This window comes from Mangrovimonas aestuarii, from assembly GCF_028767185.1.
GTDB classification, from domain to species: domain Bacteria; phylum Bacteroidota; class Bacteroidia; order Flavobacteriales; family Flavobacteriaceae; genus Mangrovimonas_B; species Mangrovimonas_B aestuarii.
The window spans coordinates 38,525-61,765 of record NZ_JARACK010000008.1 but is presented as its reverse complement, the minus strand read 5'-3'; the positions used below and the strand labels follow the sequence as shown (position 1 = coordinate 61,765).

Below are 23,241 nucleotides of genomic sequence, written 5' to 3'. Positions count from 1 at the left end.
TTTTTGCTAAAGTAATTGTAATCTATCAGAAAGAAAAATTGTCATCAAAAATGGCATAAGGTCCACAACAGAAAGTGATAACAAAAACTTTACAACCTCTTAGTCTTAAATTAATTAGGCGTTAATGTTCAAGTAACATTAAACCAAGTTATTTGTTTGTAAATGAGAATAAGAGAAAGGTTTTAGATTTGAAAATTAAAAGAAAAGTTGAAATCGCTGTTATATCGGACGTTCACCTCGGTACTTACGGATGCCATGCCAAAGAACTTTTAACCTATTTACATAGCATTCAGCCAAAAAAATTAATCCTAAACGGAGATATCGTTGACATTTGGCAATTTAGTAAACGTTACTTCCCTTCGGACCATTTACGAGTAATCAAGAAAATAATTGATATGGCCGCTGATGGTGTTGAAGTAACCTACATTACTGGAAATCACGATGAAATGCTCCGAAAATTTAGTAAAACTAATCTCGGGAACATTTCCATAGTAGACAAACTTACCATGGATTTAGATGGGAAAAAAGCATGGTTTTTCCACGGTGATATTTTTGACGTTTCCATTCAAAATGCCAAATGGCTGGCTAAATTGGGAGGTTATGGTTACGACTGGCTTATTTTAATAAATCGAATGGTAAACTGGTGTTTAACCAACATAGGGAAAGAGAAATATTCCCTATCCAAAAAGATAAAAAACAGCGTTAAACGTGCTGTAAAGTATATTAATGATTTTGAGCAGGTTGCTACCGAACTGGCTATCGAACAAGGCTATGATTATGTTATTTGTGGCCATATCCATCAGCCAAAAATGTTTATTCGAGAAAACAATTTAGGCAAAACCATGTATTTAAATTCCGGCGATTGGGTTGAAAACTTCACAGCTTTGGAATACCAGTTTAAACGTTGGAAAATCTACAACTATAACTTTGACAAACTCTCCCCTTTTTTTGCCGATGACGACCTGAAGAATATGGAGCTTCAGGATTTGATTGCAGCCATCACTATTGTGGACAGCAAGAAAAAGAAAAAAAAGAAGAAGAAAAATAAAGACGGCTCAAATGAAAATGGAGAATAATAATCCTACTTTCTTTTGAACCGCCTAGTAACTTATGATTGTTCCTTATCCTCTTAGCTCTTCACTATTTTTTCGGTGAATTTAGCTCCACTTGACTTATCTGATATCTCTATAAAATAAAGCCCATTACTCAAGCTGTTCAATTCCAAGGAAACAACATTATCTTGATTAAAAGTCTCTTGTTTTACAACCAATCGCCCGTTTACATCGAACACTGAAACGTGAATATCATTTGATGAATAACCCGATGGAAGTTGAATGTTTATTGCAGCCTTAAAAGGATTGGGATACACTTTTAGATTACTCAATTCACTGTCTGAAATACTCAAAACCCCTTGCACGGTAATAGTTAAATCGTATGTTGATACGTTACCGTAATTATCCGTAACGGTTACGGTCACGGTATTAGTGCCAATATCATCAGCTGAAAATGTTGAAGGAGATAATTCTACGGAAGCAACAGTACTTTCTGCCAACAACCCCATATCAATGTCTTCTGGTGCAATGCTTGCAGTACCATTTTCATCCAAACTAACTGTAATTTCCTGAACTAAATCTGAAATAGCATTGCCCGCCAGGTTTAAACTCCCTCCTTCAATAAACAGTGCTGAATCGTATGCAGTATCATTAACATCTGCTATTGCTATTTTAAGTTTATACACGTGTCCAGGTGTAACAGTTCCTAAAGCTGTCATTGGCACGGTATGCCCTCTTAAATTAATGGGAGCACTGCTAACAGGTAAACCCGAAGCCCCATAATAATTACCAAAATATTCTGGATTATTTAACGAAGGGCAACTACCATTATTAACGGTAATCATTGAAACCGGATCGGTAGTTCCCGGAATTAATGCCAAATTACTAACATAACCATTTGTTTGATCGGATAACAAAAAAACAATGCCATCACTAAAATCACAACCAAAAGCACCACCATATTCCTCAGATGCAAAAATATAGCTAAAACTAATCTCAGTGAAAAGTGGAATAAACTCGAATTCCAAATAACTAACATTATTAGTTGTTCCCGGATCAATCCAGGGCAAAAAACCTTCTATATAAGGATCTCCAGGCCATTGATACCCACCAGAACTAAGCGTTCCCGATTTAGGTCCCTCGGCCAAGGTACAATTACCAGTTGTTAAAATGATACCATCTTCAAATGGAAAATCATCACCAGAATATGTAAAATAACCAATACCGTCTGTGGAATTATAATTTGTACCTGTAACGCCTAGAACATTGGATATATCGGCACAACAGCTGTTCTCTAGTACAGTGGAAAGCAATTGAGAATAACTCACCTCGTTTGCATCTACTTCTACAAATGGGGGTGGGTCTTGAGACTGTGCATTTAGATAAAAAATAGAAGTAAAAAGGAGTAACGTTTTTTTCATATTGTCGGTTTATAGAATTTTACTGAATATTCAATTCATAAACACCAAAATATAAAAAAGTAAGTTATTTCCTAAATTAAAGTAAGACTTTTATTTAGCATTTAAAACGCTTTGTCATAATCTATTGCTTTACTAATGTCTTAACCATATTAATTCCATTGGAAGCATCACTAACCTTAATGAAATAAAAACCATTCTTCAAATTATCCAACTTTAATGAAACTAACGCCTGATTACCTGAAAAGTCTTGGTCCACAATCATTCTCCCATTAACATCCAGAACCGAAATGCTAACATCTCTTAGCTGAGGTTGAGAACTAAACTGTATATATATTTCATCACTAAACGGATTTGGGAACACCTTAATGTCTTGCAAATCTCCTTTTGCCGATTCAGCCATTCTAGCATTACTATCATTACAGGTCCCTATATAATCCCCGTGATTTAAATGACCTTGCAATGCTTTACTGCTAACACACAAACTAATTGAGTTACCATTGCCTGTAACATGACAAATTAAAACTTTACCGTCTGGGCAGCCACTATAATCTGGGGTATCAGGGTTACAGTCGTCATCAACACCGTTATCTGGAATTTCTTCCATATTGGCATTTACATCTGGATCACCATCATTACAATCGGATGCGTCCTGAACAAATAATCTAGGTTGCACACAAGACTGAATCATCGTTTCTGGATCTCCAAAACCGTCTCCATCTACATCGGCATAATAAGTGTTTGCAGAATTTGGAGTTATGTTAGAAAATAAAATGGCCTTTCGAGTTTGATTCCATGCCGATTCTTGACCAGCACAAAAAACATCCATATCACAATCACCATCAAGATCATTTACATAGACATTACCACTAAAAGGAAATTTGAAATTTGCAAACAATGTAAAAACTCCTGTGCCATCATTTAGGTAAATATCACCTAAACTGTACGGAAGTGTTTCGGATAAAATCAAATCATTATCACCGTCATTGTCCAGGTCTGCAATATTCATATCAATAAATCCATTATATAAATCATCAAGCATTATAGATGATTCTTGGGCAAATCCAATGGTCAAATCAAATCTGTAAATCATTAAATTGTTTGGAACACCTCCTATTAAAAATACAATATCCAGATCAGTGTCCCCATCTATATCTTCAATACCGTAAGCTCCATAGGAACCAAATTCAGTTTCGAATAGCTCAGTGAAATTACCATTACCATCATTTGCGAAAAATTTTGCCGCAGGCTGGTTAATCCCAATTAAAAGATCCTGATCGTCATCATCATCAAAATCAGCCACCTCAAAAGTACCTAATAATCCTTCAAAAGGCTGAGCTGTGGCTTGTGTAAAACTACCCGAACCCTGGTTAATAAAAAGAATTCCTCCTTCAAAAAACACGTCCTCATCCCCATCTCCATCGATATCTGCAAAAAGTGGCAGCAGATCTGAGTAAGACCCAAAAGGTATTATACTGGACAGAGTAAACCCTCCAAGTCCATCATTAAGATACCAATTTGAAATCGGTTGGTTAGCATCGTCTGTTCCCAGTAAAAACAAATCATTATCACCATCACCATCGATATCACTAAACACAGCATTTACATTCCAGTTGTCACCAAATGGCACATTCTGCTCTTTGACAAATTGGTTTGCTCCCAAATTTCTGTACAAGTAAAGAGCATATTCATAAGAAAACACACTATTTCCACTTATTAAGCCTGAACTTAGCACATCTAAATCCCCATCGCCATCAATATCTCTGGTAGCACGAATATTCCCTTCAATGGCAGTATTTGTAGCCCTTTGAAACTGCCCCCCTCCTGCATTAATATATAATGACAGAGGTCTTTTACTCATAAAATCCAAATCGCCGTCATTATCCACATCAATAATATCCACAGAAGAATTAATAGTTTCATTAGACGTTAAGAGAATTTCATTACTTATAGTTATCAAATTTGAAAAATTACCTGCACCATCATTTTGCAAAATCCCGGTAAAAGCTTCTCCACTATTGTTTCCAGAAATAAGTAAATCCATAGTTCCATTTCCATCAAAGTCAATAAACTTCACGGAAACTAACTCTAATCCAGTGTCTTCATATAATTGCTGTTGTGTAAAATTCCCCGTGCCATCATTTTTATACAGATGTGATGCATTGATGATAAAATCCAGATCTCCGTCATTATCTACATCAGCAACATCATTGAATACACTTGAAACAGGAAGCGTATTCTCCTCTATAATTTGAAATACGCCATCCCCGTTATTTTCGTAAATTCTCGAAAATGGTACAGAACTTGGGTAGACAATGTTGCCAAATGCCACCAGATCTAAATCTGTATCGCCGTCAATGTCAAAAAAACGTCCAGAATCTATCACTCCAGGACCGAGATTAGCAGCAGTATCCTCTTCAAAATTATTTTCACCCTCATTAAAATAAATTGTAGTTACATATTGAAATTCACCATCTATTAATTCATCTGTAATGCCAAGAAAATCAATATCTGAATCACCATCTAAATCTGAAAATAATAAGGGTTGAGATTGACTTAAATACCCCGATGTATTAAAATAATATATAAAATCTGAAAAATTACCCATTCCATCATTCACATGAATTATTATCGAACCAAAACCAGGAGCATTGAAAACCCCGTACTGTACAACATCTTCATCCCCGTCGCCATCAATGTCCACATTATAGTAGGCTCCAGATTGCAAGCCCCACCAGCTAAAATCTTCAGACTGAATGAAATTCCCTAAACCATCGTTAACAAAAAGTCTGGCTTCCCACGAACTATTATCTAATCCAACTGAAGCTATAAGGTCAAGATCTCCGTCGCCTTCAATATCAATAAAAGTGGTAAAACTTGTAGCTGCTCCTTCAAAATCATAAACATTTTGAGGTTCTCCTGCTGGTGGTCCAACCTTTTGAAATTCCAATGTTTGAGCAAATGAATTTAGGACTCCAAAGGTTAAAGCGATAGAAATAAATAAAGCTGAAATTTTCATGATACAATAGTTTATGCCATGTGTGTATCGCATAGCGGTGATTAAACAAATGCTATTGTATCGGTAAAGGGAATTTTACAGGAAAAGTTGAATCAGCAACCCCATAATTTATTCAGATTGTGAAATTACTAAAAGGATAAACAAAAAGAGATTTAATTCTGTAAATACCTATAAAAAATGGACCATCCGAAAAGTCTATAAGAAAAATAAAACACTTATTGATTCTCTTTTTTAACAGCGAATATATCAATACTTAACAACTTTCTTTGTGACCTTATTTCCTGAGGAAACATCATTTATTTCAATAAAATACAGTCCGTCGGTTAAGTGATCCAGTTTCAGGTAAATTGCCTTACCCTGGCCATTAAACTCCTCTTCTGAAGTAATTCGCCCATTTACATCAAATAGTTTGATTTGAATATCATTTACGGAATAGCTTATAGGAAGTTGAATATTAACACCGGTGTTAGCGGGATTTGGATAAATCACAGTATTTTCTATATCTATCCCCGAGACCGCCAACGTTCCATCATCAACTATAACGGTAGCCTCACAAACACTTTCATTTCCATTCACGTCCGTAACTTTCAAACTAACCGTATTAGGACCAAAGTCATCTGTAGTAAACTCTGAGGGAACCACTTCCATGGAACTTACATTACAGCTTGAAGCTGTCTGATCTGCAACTACATCCATGACTGTTATTTGAGCCATACCAGCATCATTAAGCTGAATGGTTATATCTTGAGTAGCACATGAAAACCCAAAATCATCGGCATTTGCATCGTTACAATCGGTTGCCATTGTTACATAACCAAAGGGTTGTTCACAAGCTTGAGTCATATTGCTAGGGTCTCCAGAACCATCTCCATCGGTATCGGCGTAAAAGGTATTGATAGGATTAGGCGTTTGATTAGAGTATAGATATGACTTCCTAGAATTCGTGTAGTTGTTCCTTTTTAAACCAGAAATAAAAATGTCCGAGTCACAATCGCCATCAAAATCGTCAACATAAATATACTGACTCCATCCAAATTGGAAAAGAGATGAGCTATTAAAACTTCCTTCTCCGTTGTTTAAATAAACATTTGACACATACCTTTGAGCAGGTCCCTCTGACCTGTTATATGCTACTATAACATCTTGATCAAAATCATTATCAAAGTCAGCAAAGCGTATATCGTTAATTCCGTAACTATAATTACCTTCAAGAATCGGGAGAGTATTTGCACTCAATGAAAAACCTGATTCAACCGAAAATTCATAAAATTTTAAATCTGAATTTACCGATAATACTACATCTAAATCGTTATCTCCATCTACATCAGCTATATCAATTGCCCTAGTTGTTTCTGAACTCCCAATATTAATTTGAAATGTTTCCGTAAATGTCCCGCTACCATCATTTTCAAAATATTTAATTATTTGTTGATTGATCCCAATTAGCACATCCAAATCATCATCTGTATCAAAATCTTCTATTATAAAACTACCTGATATTCCAGAAAATGCAACGATATCGTTTTGTTCAAAACTACCATCACCCTGAGCAAGGTATAATATCCCTCCTTCAAAAAGTACATCCTTAAAACCATCACCATCAACATCGTTAAAAGTTGGAAAACTATCAGAATAACTGCCAAATGGAGGGGAATCCATGATAGAAAATTGACCGTAACCATCATTTAAATACCATTTAGAACCTGATGTGGATAGGAAAAGATCAATATCACCGTCATTATCTATATCTCCAAAAGCTGCTTTAGTATTGATATTACTCTCAAAAGGAACATTAGTTTGCTTTACAAAATCATTGTTTCCTTCATTTTTGTATAAGTAAAGTACCACTTGAGATGAATTATTATATCCCGAGCTTATCACATCCAAATCTCCATCATTATCTATATCTCCTGTGGCTTGAACAACTCCTTCAAACACCTGGCTATAGGCTTTCTGAAATTGCCCGTTACCATCGTTAAGATGTAAGTCTCCATTTTGATCAACAAAATCTATATCAGCATCATTATCAACATCTGAGTATAATGTCGTGTCAGAAATACCAGGAACAGAACTTTGCGAAAAAACTCCTGATCCATTATTGAAATAAACGTTGCCGTTAAGTGCCAGATCCATATTACCATCCCCGTTCATATCCATAAACCTTCCCTCTCCACTTGTAAAAATATCAGGTATAACAGAAAAATTACCATCTCCATCGTTTAAATATATAGAGTTATCCCCTGAGTAATAAATATCCATATCTAAATCATTATCTATATCAGCGAAATCAATTTTAGCATTATAAGCTCCTGGAAATTGATTCTCAGAAAAAATCGAAAAATTACCTAAACCGTCATTTTTATAGACTACAGAATAATTGCTTTCAGAGATAATCAAATCCAAATCATTATCCCCGTCAATATCTTCTAACCCGTTAAGCTTTGCATATCCCTGGCTATTATCTATCAAGCTATTTAAATATTGAAAACTTCCATTTCCCGTATTCAAATACAACCTATTTTCATATTGACCCGAACTAGACCACCAATTAGAAATAAATAAATCAATATCATTATCCCCATCGACATCTCCCATTAAAAATCTTTCAAAAGGATCAGATGAGCTTAAACTTAAAGAGGTGGTAAAATTATTATTGTTATTCAGTTTTATTCGAAAAAAATAATTGTTTGGATAGTTAATGATACCGGCTTCTATAAGATCGGAGTCACCATCTGAATCAACATCTATTGCATGATAATCCCCATCAATACCAGGCCCCAAGAAGCTTAAATTTACTAACGAAAAATTACCAAGACCATCATTCTCGAATAATGGTGTTGTATTTAAATCGCTACTAAAAAAATAATAGGGAGGTTCTGAAAATATATAGTCTTTATCCCCGTCATTATCATAATCGATAAATACTCCGCCACCACTAGACCATTCCTCAAACTCATAGGCACGCCCATTTTCTACATTTGGAGGTACATTTTTAAATTTTAAGTTTTGGGATAGGGATAAAACAGGAACAATGAATAGTAGGAAAAAAATACGTTGAGAGGTAACAATAGCATTCATATAACATCAATTTAAACCACTAAGCAGCGGTATGATTAAATAATTTGCTATTGTATCGGGAAAGGGGAAAATCGCTGGGAAAATTGAATTAGAACTCCCTTAATTTTAATCAGCATGTTAAATTACTAAAAGGAGGCACAAAAAAAGATTTAATTCTGTAAACACCAACAAAAAACGGATAATACGGTAAGCCTATAGGAAAAATGGAACATCTAGTAAATGGTATTACCAACAATCTATAAATCAATATTTAATGATTTTTTTAGTAATCTTTTCTCCTGAAGAAACATCATTTATTTCAATAAAATACAGTCCGTCGGTTAAGTGATCCAGTTTCAGGTAAACTTCCTTGCCTTGAACACTAATCTCCTCTTCTAAAGTAATTCGCCCATTTACATCAAATAGTTTAATTTGAATATCATTTTCGGAATACTTTATAGGAAGTTGAATATTAACACCATTGCTTGCGGGATTGGGATAAACAACGGTATTTTCTAACCTACCATCTTCAACTCTAACGATAGCCTCACAAACACTTTCATTTCCACTCTCATGTATAATCTTCAAGCTAACCGTATTAGGGCCAAGGTCATCGGTGGTAAACTCTGAGGGAACCACTTCCATGGAACTCACCTTACAAGTTGAAGCTGTACGATTAGCAACTACATCAATGGGCGATATTTGAGCTATTCCAAACTCATTAAGCTCTATGGTAATATCCCGGGTAATGCATGGATACTCAACCTCATGAGGTGTTTCATTAGAATATAGATATGACTTTCTGGAGCTGGAACTGGTATTCCTCTTTCCTGAAATAAAAATATCGGTATCACAATCACCATCAAAATCCTCTACATAAATAAACTCACTCCATTCAAATTGATTAAGAGATGACTTTGAGAAACTTCCCGTCCCATTGTTAAGATAAACATCTGATATAAAAGAATTATGATACGCCCATGCTGGTCCCTTATATGCTATTATTAGATCTTGATCAAAATCATTGTCAAAGTCAGCGAAACGAAAAAAGTTAACTTCTCCAGTAAAATAAACATCTACACCTGGAAAATAATTCGTCGCTAGCGAAAAGCCTGAATCCTTCGAAAATTTATATAATTTTAAACCTGAATAACCTGAATTTTCACGTAGCATAATATCTAAATCACCATCTCCATCAACATCGGCTATATCTAAAATTCTATCACCGTAAGAAAGTTCGACATTAATTTGATGGGTTTCCGCAAAAGTACCTGTGCCGTCGTTAGTAAAATACCTCATTACTTGCTGAGTTATACCTATTAGTACATCCAAATCGTTATCTCCATCAAAATCTTCAACTTTGAAGTCACCGGCTATTCCACTGAAAGCCACTGTATCGTCCTTTATAAAACTCCCGCCACCCTGATTTAGAAACACAACACCCCCCTTGAATAATACATCGTCATCCCCATCGTTATCAATATCCTTAAAAGTCGGGATACTGTTGGAATATGTTCCAAAGGGCGGAGCCCCCATACTGGTAAATTGCCCCAATCCATTATTCAAGTACCATTTAATTACAGAATTTGACAGGTAAAGATCCAGGTCTCCATCATTGTCGATATCCCCAAAGACTGCTTCAGTATCTATATCGTTCTCAAAAGGAACATTGGTTTCCTTTACAAAACTATTATTGCCTTCATTTTTATATAAATATAGAACAACTTGATATGCATCATTATATCCAGAACTTATTACATCCAAATCGCCATCATTGTCTATATCGCCAGTAGCCTTTACGTCACCTTCAAACACCTGGCTATAGGCCTTCTGAAATTGCCCGTTTCCATCGTTAAGGTGTAAATCATTATTTATATCCACAAAATCGATATCCGAATCATTATCAACATCCGAGTAAATCGTACCTTGTCCGTGTCTGTAATGATTATTAATACCGGGAACAGGGGTTTGCGAAAAAGTACCGGTGCCATCGTAAAAAAAAATGTTATCATCAAGGGCCAAATCCATATTACCATCTCCGTTCATATCCATAAACTTTCCCATAGGCGTTGAAGGTGAAAAATTTCCAGATAAATTGAGGTGAAGACTAAAATTTCCAACACCATCATTTAAATACAATGCATGGTTTGCTGGATTATACAAATCCATATCCAAATCGTTATCTATATCAGCGAAATCAATTCTAACATTATTAGCCCCTGGCAATTGATTTTCTGAAAATATCGTAAAATTACCTAAACCATCATTTTTATAAACCGCAGTATTGTTATACCCCAAAGTAACAAACAAATCCAGATCATTATCCCCGTCAATATCCCCTAACCCACTAGCAGAGGCAAAACTTACACCACAATCACTGCTAGCTATTGTAGTTGACTGATTTATAGAAAATCCAGATTCAGCATTCAAATACAATTTAAGACGATGAATATGATTACACTCCATATTTGTGGCTGGTTCTATTCTAGATAGAAACAAATCCATATAACCATCCCCATTAACGTCCCCCAATAAAAATCCATCGGGATTCCCAGTCCATGAAGAATTACCACTAACTGGCATACCTGATATGGAAAAATCCCCGTCATTATTAGTGTAAATTTTGTTAGCACGAGAATTTGCTTCAAAATCTATTGTATAGGATTTTATTAAATCTGTATCACCGTCAGAGTCCATATCTATGGGATACAATCTTGATACATAATAGCCACTAAAAACACTATCATTACTCGTCAAAGTAAAATTACCAGAACCATCATTTTCAAATACTAGTATTCTCCTATCATCGTCATAGAAATTAATGCCGGGGTAACTAAGAATAACATCTTCATCACCATCGTTATCATAATCCATAAATACCCTTATAGCACCGGGCCATTTTTCAAACTCATAAACCCTACCATGTTCAACATTTGGGGGCACATTCTTGAAATTTAAGTTTTGGGAAAGCGATAATAATGGACCAATTAAGAGCAGAAAAAAAATACTTTGAGAGGTAACATTAGCATTCATATAACATCAATTTAAACCACTAAGCAATGGTATGATTAAATAATTTGCTATTGAATCGTGAAAGGGGGAAAAGCTTAAAACTATTTCCAAGCAACTAAAATTACGATAAAAAAGAAACACAATAGAACTTTAGTCATTAATAATCTGCAACTTAAACAACTTCTTTTAAACCATAATGGCGTATTAAATTAAAACTGAATAACAATAACCAAATTAAAACCAGTACTGGATTTAAAAACCCCAAATAATTATTACTTTTAAAATCATTAACAAAAAACACTATTATGGCAACAGTTACTTTAAAAGGAAACGAAATACACACGCTTGGAACTCTCCCTAAAGTTGGAGAGAAAGCTCCAGATTTTAAACTAACAGACACAGACCTTTCAACAAAAACCTTAAAGGATTTTCAAGGCAACAACATCATATTAAATATTTTCCCGAGTGTGGATACAGGTACTTGTGCACAATCGGTTAGAGAGTTTAACAAAGAAGCCGCTTCTTTAAACGATACGAAAGTGCTGTGCATTTCCTGCGACCTTCCGTTCGCCCATTCACGCTTTTGTGGTGCCGAAGGCATTGAAAATGTTTCAAGTCTGTCAGACTTTAAAGATGGCAACTTTGGAAAAGCTTATGGCGTTACGTTTACTGACGGACCATTAGATACATTGCTATCCAGATCTGTGGTAGTAATAGATAAAAGCGGAAACGTAGTTTATACGGAACAAGTGGCAGAAACCGTTGATGAGCCAAACTATCAGGCAGCATTAAACGCCCTTAAATAAAGCTTGTTTTATTTATGGAACAGCGGGAAGGATTCCTAATAAACAGAATTAAAAGCATAGGTTTTGCCTTTAAGGGTGCATTTCTTTTGGTAAAAACAGAAGCAAGTATCCAGATCCAGTTCGTAATCGCAATTATAATGACCCTTGCAGGGTTTTATTGGAATTTATCCGCAACAGAATGGGCCCTACAATGCCTTGCCATAGGATTGGTAATGGCCATTGAGGGCCTTAATACTACCGTAGAAAAACTATCAGACTTTGTTCATCCACAAAAACACAGTAAAATTGGATTTATTAAAGACATCTCGGCAGGTGCTGTTTTTATAGCAGCCGTGACCGCTATTGTAGTAGGTTTCATTATTTATTATCCCAAGTTATTTTAGATACGATACCTATTAGGAGAAACGTTTGTAATTTGTATTTTTGCTCAAATCAACATCCCCCGAATGGCCAAAACAAAAACGAAGACTAAAACACAAAAAAAGCCCCGAAAAAACATCTTTAAAAAAGAGTTGACAAGTCAGCAAAAGCTGATCCTTGGTAGCTTTCTTATTATCTTAGGGTTGGTCTTTGCCCTGTCTTTCGTTTCGTATTTTTTTACGGGTCATATAGACCAAAGCACATTAAGTGAATTTGCTTCCAGAGACGTTAAAAGCCAAAATTGGTTAAGTAAAGTTGGTGCCTGGTTAGGTGAAGTCTTCATTTACCATGGTTTTGGTATTGCATCTTTCATTTTTGCAGGACTTACATTTTTATCGGGCGTTTATGTGCTTTTAAATGTAACCAAGGAAAAATTACGAAGACATTGGTTCTGGGGAACACTAATAGTTATTTGGTTTTCCATCTTAATGGGGTTCTTTGGAAATTCGTATGGCATTCTTGGTGGTATTGTAGGTTTTGAGATGAACTTGTTTCTTCAGGATTACCTCGGAACGCTTGGTACTTTACTCCTACTTGTTTTTGGTTTGATTGTTTATTTGGCGTTGAGGTTCAAACTTACAGCCCAAAGTTTTATATCGCTTTTTAAACGTGCTAAAAAAGACATTAAGCAAGAGTTTGAAGATGCTAAATCGGCACAGCCAAATCCTGTTGTTGACAATAATTTAAGTGAGGAAGCAGAAGATTTTAAATCTGCCTTCGATATAAATGAAGATATAATTACTGAAAAAGAGCCCGCAAACGGAAAAGCACACACCAATACAATAAACCACTTTGAAGTAACAGCTCCTGAACCAGAAAGCAATGATTTGGAAGTTGCCACCCTTGATGAAGAAAAAGAAGCAGAAGAAGAGCTTGAGGTAACCATAGAAGTAGAAGAAACTGCCGAAGAGCTATCGGAAACCGATAACCTGGCAAATAAACTGGTTGAGGATTTTGGGCAATTCGACCCAACTCTCGAATTGAGCAACTATCAGTTTCCGCCTTTAGACCTTCTTCAAAAATACGATTCAGAGGGCATTACAATCAATCAGGCAGAACTTGAAGAAAATAAAAACCGTATTGTTGAAACCCTTAGTAACTATAAGATTGGAATTGCCAGTATAAAGGCAACTATTGGACCAACAGTTACTTTATATGAAATTGTACCAGAAGCTGGTATCCGTATTTCTAAAATCAAGAATTTAGAGGACGATATTGCACTTTCACTATCTGCATTGGGAATTCGTATTATTGCTCCAATACCAGGTAAAGGAACTATTGGTATTGAAGTACCAAATAAGAGCTCAACAGTGGTATCTATGCGATCTGTGATTGCTTCGCAGAAATTCCAAAAGGCAGAAATGCAACTTCCAATTGCCTTAGGTAAAACCATCAGTAACGAAACCTTTGTTGTCGATTTAGCTAAAATGCCTCACTTATTAATGGCAGGAGCTACTGGTCAAGGTAAATCTGTTGGACTTAATGCTATATTAACTTCATTACTATACAAAAAGCACCCAGCCGAGGTTAAGTTTGTTTTGGTTGACCCTAAAAAGGTAGAATTGACCTTGTTCAATAAAATTGAACGTCATTATCTAGCAAAACTGCCTGATAGCGAAGAAGCTATTATTACCGATAACACCAAGGTTATCAACACCTTGAATTCCTTATGTATAGAAATGGACAATCGCTATGAAATCCTCAAAAATGCGATGTGTCGTAACATAAAGGAGTATAATGAAAAGTTTAAGGCACGTAAACTGAACCCAAATGATGGGCATAAATTCCTTCCTTATATAGTATTGGTAGTTGATGAGTTTGCAGACCTTATCATGACAGCTGGTAAAGAGGTGGAAACTCCTATCGCACGTTTGGCCCAATTGGCACGTGCCATCGGTATACACTTAATTATTGCCACTCAGCGTCCATCGGTTAACGTAATTACCGGTATTATTAAAGCCAACTTCCCTGCTCGTATAGCCTTTAGGGTAACTTCTAAAATAGATTCCAGAACTATTTTGGATGGTGCTGGGGCAGATCAACTTATTGGTCGAGGAGATTTACTGTACACACAAGGAAACGATATGATTCGTATTCAATGTGCTTTTGTTGATACACCTGAAGTAGAAAAAATAACCGAGTTCATTGGTTCACAAAAAGCATATCCAGATGCTCACCTACTGCCAGAGTACGTTGGTGAAGAAAGTGGCACAAGTCTTGATGTTGCTATTTCCGATCGTGATAAAATGTTTCGCGAAGCTGCAGAAGTAATAGTTACTGCACAGCAAGGTTCTGCATCATTATTGCAGCGCAAATTAAAATTAGGATACAATAGAGCCGGAAGACTTATAGATCAGCTTGAAGCAGCAGGAATTGTAGGCCCTTTTGAAGGCAGTAAAGCTAGACAGGTACTGGTACCAGATCTAGTTGCATTAGATCAATTATTAGAAAATGAAGAAAACTAAATACACCCTACAGATGAAAAAAATTATCGTACTATTTACATTATTGGTTAACCTCCCTTTATTGGCCCAAAATGATGCCAGTGCGAAAAAGCTTTTAAATGAGGTATCTCAAAAAGTAAAAAGCTACAATAACATTTCCATAGATTTTAAATATGCCTTAAATAACGAAGCCGAAAACATTCACCAAGAGACCCGAGGTGATGTTGTTCTTGAAGGCAATAAATACAAACTGAATATTCTTGGGATTACTCGAATTTTTGATGGTAAAACCCTATACTCTATCAATCCTGAAGATGAAGAAGTAACTATTTCCCATGAAAATGGCAGTGATGAAAATAGCGTGTCCCCAAGCAAAATGCTATCATTCTACGAAGATGGATACAATTACAGCATGGACATTGAACAAAACGTGAAAGGGCGTAAAATTCAATACGTTAAATTAATCCCTATTGATTCTGACTCAGAAATCAAATACATTCTTTTAGGGATAGACCCGCAAACAAAGCATATTTACAATCTAATTGAAGTTGGTCAAAACGGAACAAAAACAACACTTACTGTTAATTCTTTTAAAACAAACGAGCCATTATCGAAAACCTTATTTACTTTTGACCAGGCCAAATACAAGGATTATTACATCAACAAATTAGATTAAGTACCGTTTTGTGAAAATACTAGACCGTTACATACTAACGACCTATTTAAGAACTTTTATCAGCGTGTTTGTAATTCTCATGCTGATTTTTGTATTACAGACTATTTGGCTTTATATCAAAGAGCTTGCCGGTAAAGATCTTGATTTAACTGTAGTTTTCAAATTTTTACTGTACTTCGCTCCAAAATTAATACCGTTAGTACTCCCTCTTACAATTTTGTTGGCGTCTATCATGGTTTTCGGAAGTTTTGCGGAAAATTACGAGTTTGCAGCTATGAAATCGACTGGGATTTCATTAAGAAGAGCTATGTCTGGCCTTACTGTTTTTATTACAGGCTTAGCCATTCTTACGTTTTTCTTTGCCAATAATGTTATTCCATGGGCAGAATACAACTCTTACAACCTGAGGAAAAACATTGCAAAGTTAAAGCCTGCAATGGTTATTGCCGAAGGGCAGTTTAATGATATTGGTGAGAATTTTAACATAAAAGTAGGTGATAAAAGCGGTGACCGAGGGCAATATCTAAGTGATGTTATTATTCATAAAAAAGCAGATAAAGGTAAAGGCAATCATATAATTATCGTCTCTAAAAAAGGGGAACTTGTTGGTCGTGAGGACTCCGATATCCTTCAGCTTATACTTAGCGATGGATACTACTATGACGATACACCTCCTAAAAAACCAAAGGACAGGTTGCGTCACCCTTTCACTAAAAGTGCATTTAAAGAATATACCATCAATGTAGATTTATCTCAAATGAACGAGGTTGACCTTGATGAAAAAAACGTTTCGGATAAATACGACATGCTAAACATCTATGATTTGGATGTTACAATCGATTCATTGATTAAGGTCCATAACAATGAATACAAAGATATTAACCAAATAATTTACAACCGCACTGGATTAGCTTCTACTGACAATTCAGAAAAAAAGGTAAATAAAATTGAAGGATTAAAACCAAAAAAGAAAAAAATCAAGGAAAAGGAAAAAGCAAAAACCAATGTTGTAATAGAACCTTTTTCTGGAGATATTCTTGATATTTTTAACACCAAAGAAAGCTTACAACTAATAGATCTAGCAAAAACCACTACAAAAAGCAGCAATAGGATTTTGGATACCAAAAAGAAAAAAATGAAGCAGCAGTTCAAAAACCTAAACAAACACATTATAGCTTATCATGAAAAATTGGCCCTAGGTTTTGCTTGTATTATTTTATTCTTTGTTGGTGCACCACTGGGCGCTTTAATTAGAAAAGGAGGAATTGGTTTACCTATGGTTATTGCTATATTGCTATTCCTTACCTATCATTTCATTGGTATTTTTGCAAAAAACAGTGCAGAAGACGGGAGTCTTAATCCAATTTTGGCCAGTTGGTTCTCTACTCTAATTATGCTACCACTAGGCGTATACTTTACAAAGCGTGCCACTGCCGATAAAGGCTTGTTTGAAATGGGCAACTATTTTGCTCCTCTCAAAAAGTTGTTTAAATTCTTTAAACCTTCAGAATCTGACGGGAACAATGATGACTTTGGTTATTTTAAAGGCTTTAATAATAAAAAGTTAATTGCTGTTTTAAAATCTACTGATGAGAAGGAATTCTCTGGAAAAGCAAAATTTGCTGCACTTGAAATACTACAAAAGCGTGGTATGACTAATGACAAACTAGAATCTGAAGGCATAAACATTAGTAATGATTATTATATAACTAAGAAGAAACAGAAAAATTTCAACACCTTGAACAACTATGCTATGATTTTTTACATTGTAACTATAGTACTGTTTGCCCTATATTTTGTTTTTGAAAACAATAAACTACCAGATTTTGCAATAGGCTCCATTCGGTTGAGTATTTTGTTCGCAATACTTTATACTTTTTATTACGTAAAGTCAGCAATCAAACAAGCGAAATTTTTCAATTACATAGGTAAATTAGATTCTACACCTGGTATTTTTTCACGTATACTGGGGTTTCCATTATTTATAGTAACCTACATAATTAGAAACAATAAGGTGAAAGAGGCGTTGGAAGAAAAATGCCTTCAATGTTTAAAATAAGCAATATCTTTGCACTATGATTACAGAAACGCAGACCTCAAACAATATAGAGATTAAACTCAACACCATACAGGAAGCCATTGATGATATTAGAAATGGTAAAGTAATTATTGTTGTTGACGACGAAAACCGCGAAAATGAAGGCGACTTTTTAGCAGCAGCTTCTAAGGTGACACCACAAATGATTAACTTTATGGCTACTCACGGACGCGGATTGATTTGTGCTCCACTTACCGAAAAACGTTGTAGAGAACTTGAATTAGGGATGATGGTAAACAATAATACCGACCCCATGGAAACTGCTTTTACTGTTTCTGTAGACCTTAAAGGCAGTGGTGTTACTACGGGTATTTCTGCATCCGATAGAGCCAAAACAATAAAAGCTCTTATAGACCCCACTACTAAACCATTTGAATTAGCTAGACCAGGACATATATTTCCTTTAGTTGCCAAGCAGGGTGGCGTTTTAAGAAGAACTGGGCACACCGAAGCTGCTATAGATTTTGCAAGACTTGCCGGCTTACCACCAGCAGGTGTAATTGTGGAGATTATGAACGAAGATGGAACAATGGCTCGTTTGCCTCAATTAGTTGAAGTAGCCAAACGCTTTGATCTTAAAATCGTATCTATCGAAGATTTAGTAGCATACAGAATGCAGCACGATTCTTTAATCGAGAAGAAGGAAGATTTCGATATTGAAACGAGATTTGGAAATTTCCGATTAAGAGCCTACGAACAAACAACAAACCATCAGGTTCACTTAGCGCTAACTAAAGGGCAATGGATGGAAAACGAACCGGTTCTTACCAGAGTAAACTCGACATTAGTTAATAACGATATTCTCGGGACCTTAACCAATAATGCCGATCAGAAACTAGATGATATGTTCAAAGTGATTAATGATGAAGGTAAAGGCGCTATTATCTTTATCAATCAAGAATCGCAAGCTACAAATATCATTAAACGCTTAAAATCTTTGAAGGAAACCCAAAAACCTAATACAATCGTTAAAGCACCAAGAATACAAATGGATGCTAAAGATTTTGGTATTGGCGCTCAAATTCTTCATGATTTGAATATCCATAAATTGAAGCTACTTTCCAATAGTGAACAGACCAAACGTGTTGGTATGATTGGTTACGGGTTGGAAATTATGGAATATGTGAATTATTAAGTCTCACAACATAACGTATACAAAAAGAGCTTCCAAATGGAAGCTCTTTTCTTTTATATTTATTCTATTGCTTTTAGAGGATTGTTTTTAAAGCCTCTGCCATTTTTTGGGCGCGTTTCCTTACTTCTTCTTCTGTCCAAGAGAGTTTTATTAAACAAGAGATATTTCTTGCTATTAAAGCATCAGATTGTTCAAAAGTTTTGGTTTCCAGGTACTTCATTCCATCTTTTACTTCTACTGGCACTGGATAGAGCGTTTTAAGCTCTTTTAAATGTTCCCATTTTCTAATATAGTGCCAGTTATTATCATAATAATGAAAGCATCCGTCTATTCCATTTTCTCTAAAAATTTCCATGGCTTTTCTGCTGGTTTCCAAATCAGAAAGAAAAAAGCTCAAAAACCCATAATTCTCTTCACCACCCTCAGGAACAGTTCTAAACACCACCCCTTCTAATTCTGATAATGCTTCCTTAATAATACTATAATATTTTTTCTGAATGGCTATAAAGTCATCAATGCGTTCAACCTGAGCTAACCCCACAGCAGCGTGTAATTCTGAGATCCTGAAATTGTATCCCAAAAATGGGTGCTTTTCTGCCCCCCTATCGTTCCCTATATGATCATGACCATGATCGCTAAAATAGTCTGATTTTAATGCGTAATCAGCATTATTAGTAACAACAGCGCCACCTTCACCACAGGTAATGGTTTTAACAAAATCAAATGAAAAACAACCTAAATCCCCTATTCCACCAAGAGGTTTTCCTTTATAGGTTCCGCCAATGGCCTGACAGGCATCCTCAATCATTACAAGGTTAAATTCCTCACAAATAGATTTAAGAGCGCCTAAATCGGCCATACTACCGCACATATGTACAGGCATAATAGCTTTAGTTTTAGGGGTTATAGCCTCGCGAACTGCTTTAGGGTCTACAGTAAGTGTTTCGTCTATATCTACTAGCACAGGAATTGCTCCCAACATCATAACCGCTTCAAAACTTGCCACAAAAGTAAATGTCGGCATAATCACTTCGTCTCCTGCTCCTATACCTGCAACTGCCAATGCTACACTAATTGCAGCAGTACCACTTGATACCAATTGCGCATGCTTTACCTGTAATTTGTTCTGTAATTCAGTTTCCAGTGACTTAGCTTTCCAATGACCATTTCGAAGGCCATCAAAACCATAACGCATTAGTATTCCGCTTTCTAAAACATCGTTTACTTGCTGACGCTCGGCGTCTCCAAAAAGTTCAAATCCAGGCATTCCATTTAATTTTAAATTCGTTCAAAACTACAATAAAAAAGGGCTGGAACAAATCCAGCGCCTCTCATTATTACTTACTACTTTCCTTAAAAAAACTACTGCTTGTTATAATATATAATGGAATCCTTTAGTGGTTTCCTTACCTTTTTAAGTTCTGAAAACATGTCATCATTTGCACGATACCCAACCGGCAATAACAACACGGAATGTAGTCCCTTTTCTTTGAGACCTAACATGTCGTCAATAGCACTGGGACTAAACCCTTCCATAGGACATGCATCTATTCCTTCTACCGCACATACGGTTAGTAAATTACCCAAAGCTAAATAGGCTTGGTTTTTGGCCCATATTTTAATAATCTCGCCTGGTTTATTCTCAAAGTCCTCAACCAAAAACGACTTGAAGGGATCTAAAATGGAATCTGGAGTATTTCTAATTGCCTTAACACGATTAAAGTAGGTTTCAACATATTCCTTATCTATAGAATATTCAATGCAAATTACCAATACATGTGACGCCTGTGCAACTTGTTTCTGGTTCATGGCATACTCAACCATTTGTTCCTGCAAGTTCTTATTCTCAACAACAGCCAACTTTATAGGTTGTAACCCGTATGAGGTAGCTGTTAAATTGAATGCCTCTAAAAGAATCTCTAATTTTTGAGGCTGCAATTTTCTATTGGCATCAAACTTTTTGGTGGCATACCTCCATTTTAAACTTTCTATAATATTTATGGCCATATTTATATACTTAGTTTGTCGCAAAAATAGCATTTCAGTTCTGTAAATGCTGATTTTTGAAAATAATTCGATCCCGCAAGATTTTTTTCTTCAAAAACTTCAATATATAAGAAACTACATATCAAAACCTTACAAACTCACTTCGAAATAAAGCCTAAATTAATTCAAAAAAACTTCATTTTTGTTTGAAAGAAATGAAAAAGCGTTCTATATTTGCAACCGCAAAGGAGAAATGGCAGAGTGGTCGAATGCGGCAGTCTTGAAAACTGTTGAGGGTCACACCTCCGGGGGTTCGAATCCCTCTTTCTCCGCTCAAAACCCTGTATATCGTTGATATACAGGGTTTTTCTTTTTGAGTTGACAGTTGAGTTGACAGTTCTTTGATTAGCTATTGAGAATATTTTCTGCTCTAAAAACTTATTTTTGATCTCAATAATTTAGCAAAAATTAAAAATCCCTGCCTTTCAGTATCGAAAAAACATATTCCGCAACTCTACTCCATTAATTCAACATTACGTTTTATAACTTTATAGTCAATAATAAATTTAAGTAAAATGGAAAACCCATTCGAATTGATTAATGAACGTTTAGACCGAATTGAAAAATTACTGAAAGACCTCAATAATAAAATTGACGGTAACAGTGAAAACTATACTACTCTATCAAACATTATGAATATTGAACAATTAGCTAGCTATTTGACCTTGTCAAAATCCACAATATATGGAATGGTTAACAAGCGAAAAATACCTCATTTCAAACGCGGGAAACGTCTCTATTTTGACAAGGGAGACATTAATGAATGGCTTAGAGACGGCAAAGTTCTAACTATGACAGAAATTGAGCAGAAAGCAAATGAATATATATTAAAGAATCCGCTTAGATAAGCAACTAACACTAACGCAACAATTCGTTATCCTTTAAAGTGTCAATAAGCTCTTTTTTATTGTAATACCTTCGAGCACCAATGCCGTAGCACTTCACTTTACCTTTGTTGGTCCAATTCCATAGTGTAGAGCTATCTATTCTTAAGAAATCAGCTGTTTCCTGCCTTGTTAAAAACACATCACTTTCATTGGACTTCAAGTCATCAAGATAGTGTTTGATTTTTTCCATCAGCCTATCAGCAACTTTATCAGCTAATTCATCAACTGATATTTCCGTAATTTCAATTGTTTTAGTTTTCATAGATATTTATTTTATGTTTCCTGAAAGATACAAATGGAGTAAGAACCATGTATTTCAAAAAAAATAACCTCTCCTATTGCTTGGTGTTTCATGAATATTGTCTAAACTTTGTATTTGCTTAAAACAATTTCATTAAGAAAACTATGCGCTTAATAAACAGCTAATTACCCTCGCCAAAGTATAGATTAACAACTATAAATTTAGGCTAAACTCAATTGTTGTTAATCATTGATTTTATGCCAACTGCAAAAAGCCTCAAAATCTTTATACCATAAAAACAATTCAAGCGTAATTTAACTTAACAACATTAAAACAAATATTCTAAATGACTAACAAACAAGATATTCTTCTGGATTTTATTCAAACATTTTTTGAGAAAGCAAAGACAAATCGAAGACATAATAAAAACACTATCTTAAATTTAACTGAAATAATAAATAGAGCATGTAAATTACATCTTCATGAAACATTTGATTTTAAAGAAGAAGAAATACTAGATGGATTTTACGAAAATGGATTTTCAATTTTGGAGCCAACAAATAGGAATGTGAATACTGGCAGAACAAATAAAGGAATTGTTAAATTTTCTACAGGAAATCACATTAACGTCAACTCCCAAAATATTTCTGATTTAGTTTCTTCTTTAAGAAAAGGATTCCCGTTAAAATCTAATCCAGATACGATTTTAAGAATAAACAAACTTAAAGAATCTCTAAAGCTATTTGCAAATAAATATGAAAAAGAGAAAGTTGGCCGTGTATAGTTCCTTTAAATTTGACCAATTGCTTCCTTTATGCTTAAATCACAAGGTCACACATAAATCCTCATCTTCAACCATCTTAAACCCATGTTAACAACTTAGTTAAAAAGTAGTTAGGATCAAATAAATTTGAATTTGAATATTTCTAT

At 35.2% G+C, this 23,241-nt stretch carries 16 protein-coding genes and 1 tRNA gene; 10 read left to right on the top strand and 7 right to left on the bottom strand.

Going from position 1 to position 23,241, the window contains the following annotated elements:
• Window positions 1-188: 188 nt before the first annotated feature.
• On the top strand, window positions 189-1,076 hold the full coding sequence (locus tag PWU04_RS11010; protein WP_274476156.1) for a UDP-2,3-diacylglucosamine diphosphatase: 888 nt from the start codon (window positions 189-191) through the stop codon (window positions 1,074-1,076).
• Between the two features lie 53 nt (window positions 1,077-1,129).
• Here the strand turns inward: PWU04_RS11010 and PWU04_RS11005 are convergent, their stop codons facing one another.
• From PWU04_RS11005 to PWU04_RS10990, 4 genes are all read right to left on the bottom strand, one after another.
• Window positions 1,130-2,473 carry a choice-of-anchor L domain-containing protein gene (locus PWU04_RS11005; protein WP_274476155.1) on the bottom strand — a complete coding sequence of 448 codons (1,344 nt, stop codon included), beginning with the start codon at window positions 2,471-2,473 and terminating at the stop codon, window positions 1,130-1,132.
• Between the two features lie 121 nt (window positions 2,474-2,594).
• The gene (locus tag PWU04_RS11000) at window positions 2,595-5,489 is read right to left on the bottom strand and encodes a T9SS type A sorting domain-containing protein (RefSeq protein ID WP_274476154.1); all 2,895 of its coding nucleotides are present in this window, start codon (window positions 5,487-5,489) and stop codon (window positions 2,595-2,597) included.
• 246 nt (window positions 5,490-5,735) lie between these two features.
• Entirely contained in the window at window positions 5,736-8,567 is a 2,832-nt protein-coding gene (locus tag PWU04_RS10995; RefSeq protein WP_274476153.1) for a T9SS type A sorting domain-containing protein, read from the bottom strand.
• A gap of 243 nt (window positions 8,568-8,810) precedes the next feature.
• Window positions 8,811-11,579: an FG-GAP-like repeat-containing protein gene (locus PWU04_RS10990; RefSeq protein ID WP_274476152.1), complete on the bottom strand. Its 2,769-nt coding sequence runs from the start codon at window positions 11,577-11,579 to the stop codon at window positions 8,811-8,813.
• Between the two features lie 284 nt (window positions 11,580-11,863).
• Between PWU04_RS10990 and tpx the strand changes: the two genes are divergently transcribed.
• The 6 genes from tpx to ribB all read left to right on the top strand — a co-directional run bounded on the left by tpx (window position 11,864) and on the right by ribB (window position 19,137).
• Window positions 11,864-12,364 (top strand): thiol peroxidase, encoded by a 501-nt coding sequence (gene tpx / locus PWU04_RS10985; protein ID WP_274476151.1) that lies wholly within the window; start codon window positions 11,864-11,866, stop codon window positions 12,362-12,364.
• Window positions 12,365-12,378: 14 nt separating this feature from the next.
• Window positions 12,379-12,747 carry a diacylglycerol kinase gene (locus tag PWU04_RS10980; RefSeq protein ID WP_274476150.1) on the top strand — a complete coding sequence of 123 codons (369 nt, stop codon included), beginning with the start codon at window positions 12,379-12,381 and terminating at the stop codon, window positions 12,745-12,747.
• 63 nt (window positions 12,748-12,810) lie between these two features.
• Window positions 12,811-15,249, top strand: a complete 2,439-nt coding sequence (locus tag PWU04_RS10975) for an FtsK/SpoIIIE family DNA translocase (protein WP_274476149.1) — start codon at window positions 12,811-12,813, stop codon at window positions 15,247-15,249.
• A gap of 13 nt (window positions 15,250-15,262) precedes the next feature.
• Complete coding sequence (locus tag PWU04_RS10970; protein WP_274476148.1) at window positions 15,263-15,904, top strand: LolA family protein; 642 nt, start codon at window positions 15,263-15,265, stop codon at window positions 15,902-15,904.
• Window positions 15,905-15,914: 10 nt separating this feature from the next.
• Complete coding sequence (locus PWU04_RS10965) at window positions 15,915-17,963, top strand: LptF/LptG family permease (protein ID WP_274476147.1); 2,049 nt, start codon at window positions 15,915-15,917, stop codon at window positions 17,961-17,963.
• A gap of 16 nt (window positions 17,964-17,979) precedes the next feature.
• Window positions 17,980-19,137 carry a 3,4-dihydroxy-2-butanone-4-phosphate synthase gene (gene ribB, locus PWU04_RS10960; RefSeq protein WP_274476146.1) on the top strand — a complete coding sequence of 386 codons (1,158 nt, stop codon included), beginning with the start codon at window positions 17,980-17,982 and terminating at the stop codon, window positions 19,135-19,137.
• Between the two features lie 73 nt (window positions 19,138-19,210).
• Here ribB and PWU04_RS10955 read toward each other — a convergent pair whose 3' ends face one another.
• Window positions 19,211-20,404 (bottom strand): DegT/DnrJ/EryC1/StrS family aminotransferase, encoded by a 1,194-nt coding sequence (locus PWU04_RS10955; RefSeq protein ID WP_274476145.1) that lies wholly within the window; start codon window positions 20,402-20,404, stop codon window positions 19,211-19,213.
• A 95-nt stretch (window positions 20,405-20,499) separates the two neighbouring features.
• Complete coding sequence (locus tag PWU04_RS10950; RefSeq protein WP_274476236.1) at window positions 20,500-21,138, bottom strand: NAD(P)H-dependent oxidoreductase; 639 nt, start codon at window positions 21,136-21,138, stop codon at window positions 20,500-20,502.
• Between the two features lie 232 nt (window positions 21,139-21,370).
• Between PWU04_RS10950 and PWU04_RS10945 the strand changes: the two genes are divergently transcribed.
• Window positions 21,371-21,455, top strand: a tRNA-Ser gene (locus PWU04_RS10945).
• A gap of 243 nt (window positions 21,456-21,698) precedes the next feature.
• Entirely contained in the window at window positions 21,699-22,031 is a 333-nt protein-coding gene (locus PWU04_RS10940; protein WP_274476144.1) for a helix-turn-helix domain-containing protein, read from the top strand.
• 10 nt (window positions 22,032-22,041) lie between these two features.
• On the opposite strand, the gene PWU04_RS10935 is transcribed toward PWU04_RS10940, so the two are convergent.
• Window positions 22,042-22,332 (bottom strand): helix-turn-helix domain-containing protein, encoded by a 291-nt coding sequence (locus PWU04_RS10935; RefSeq protein WP_274476143.1) that lies wholly within the window; start codon window positions 22,330-22,332, stop codon window positions 22,042-22,044.
• 325 nt (window positions 22,333-22,657) lie between these two features.
• On the opposite strand from PWU04_RS10935, the gene PWU04_RS10930 reads away from it, so the two are divergent.
• On the top strand, window positions 22,658-23,095 hold the full coding sequence (locus PWU04_RS10930) for a hypothetical protein (protein ID WP_274476142.1): 438 nt from the start codon (window positions 22,658-22,660) through the stop codon (window positions 23,093-23,095).
• The last annotated feature ends 146 nt before the right edge of the window (window positions 23,096-23,241 follow it).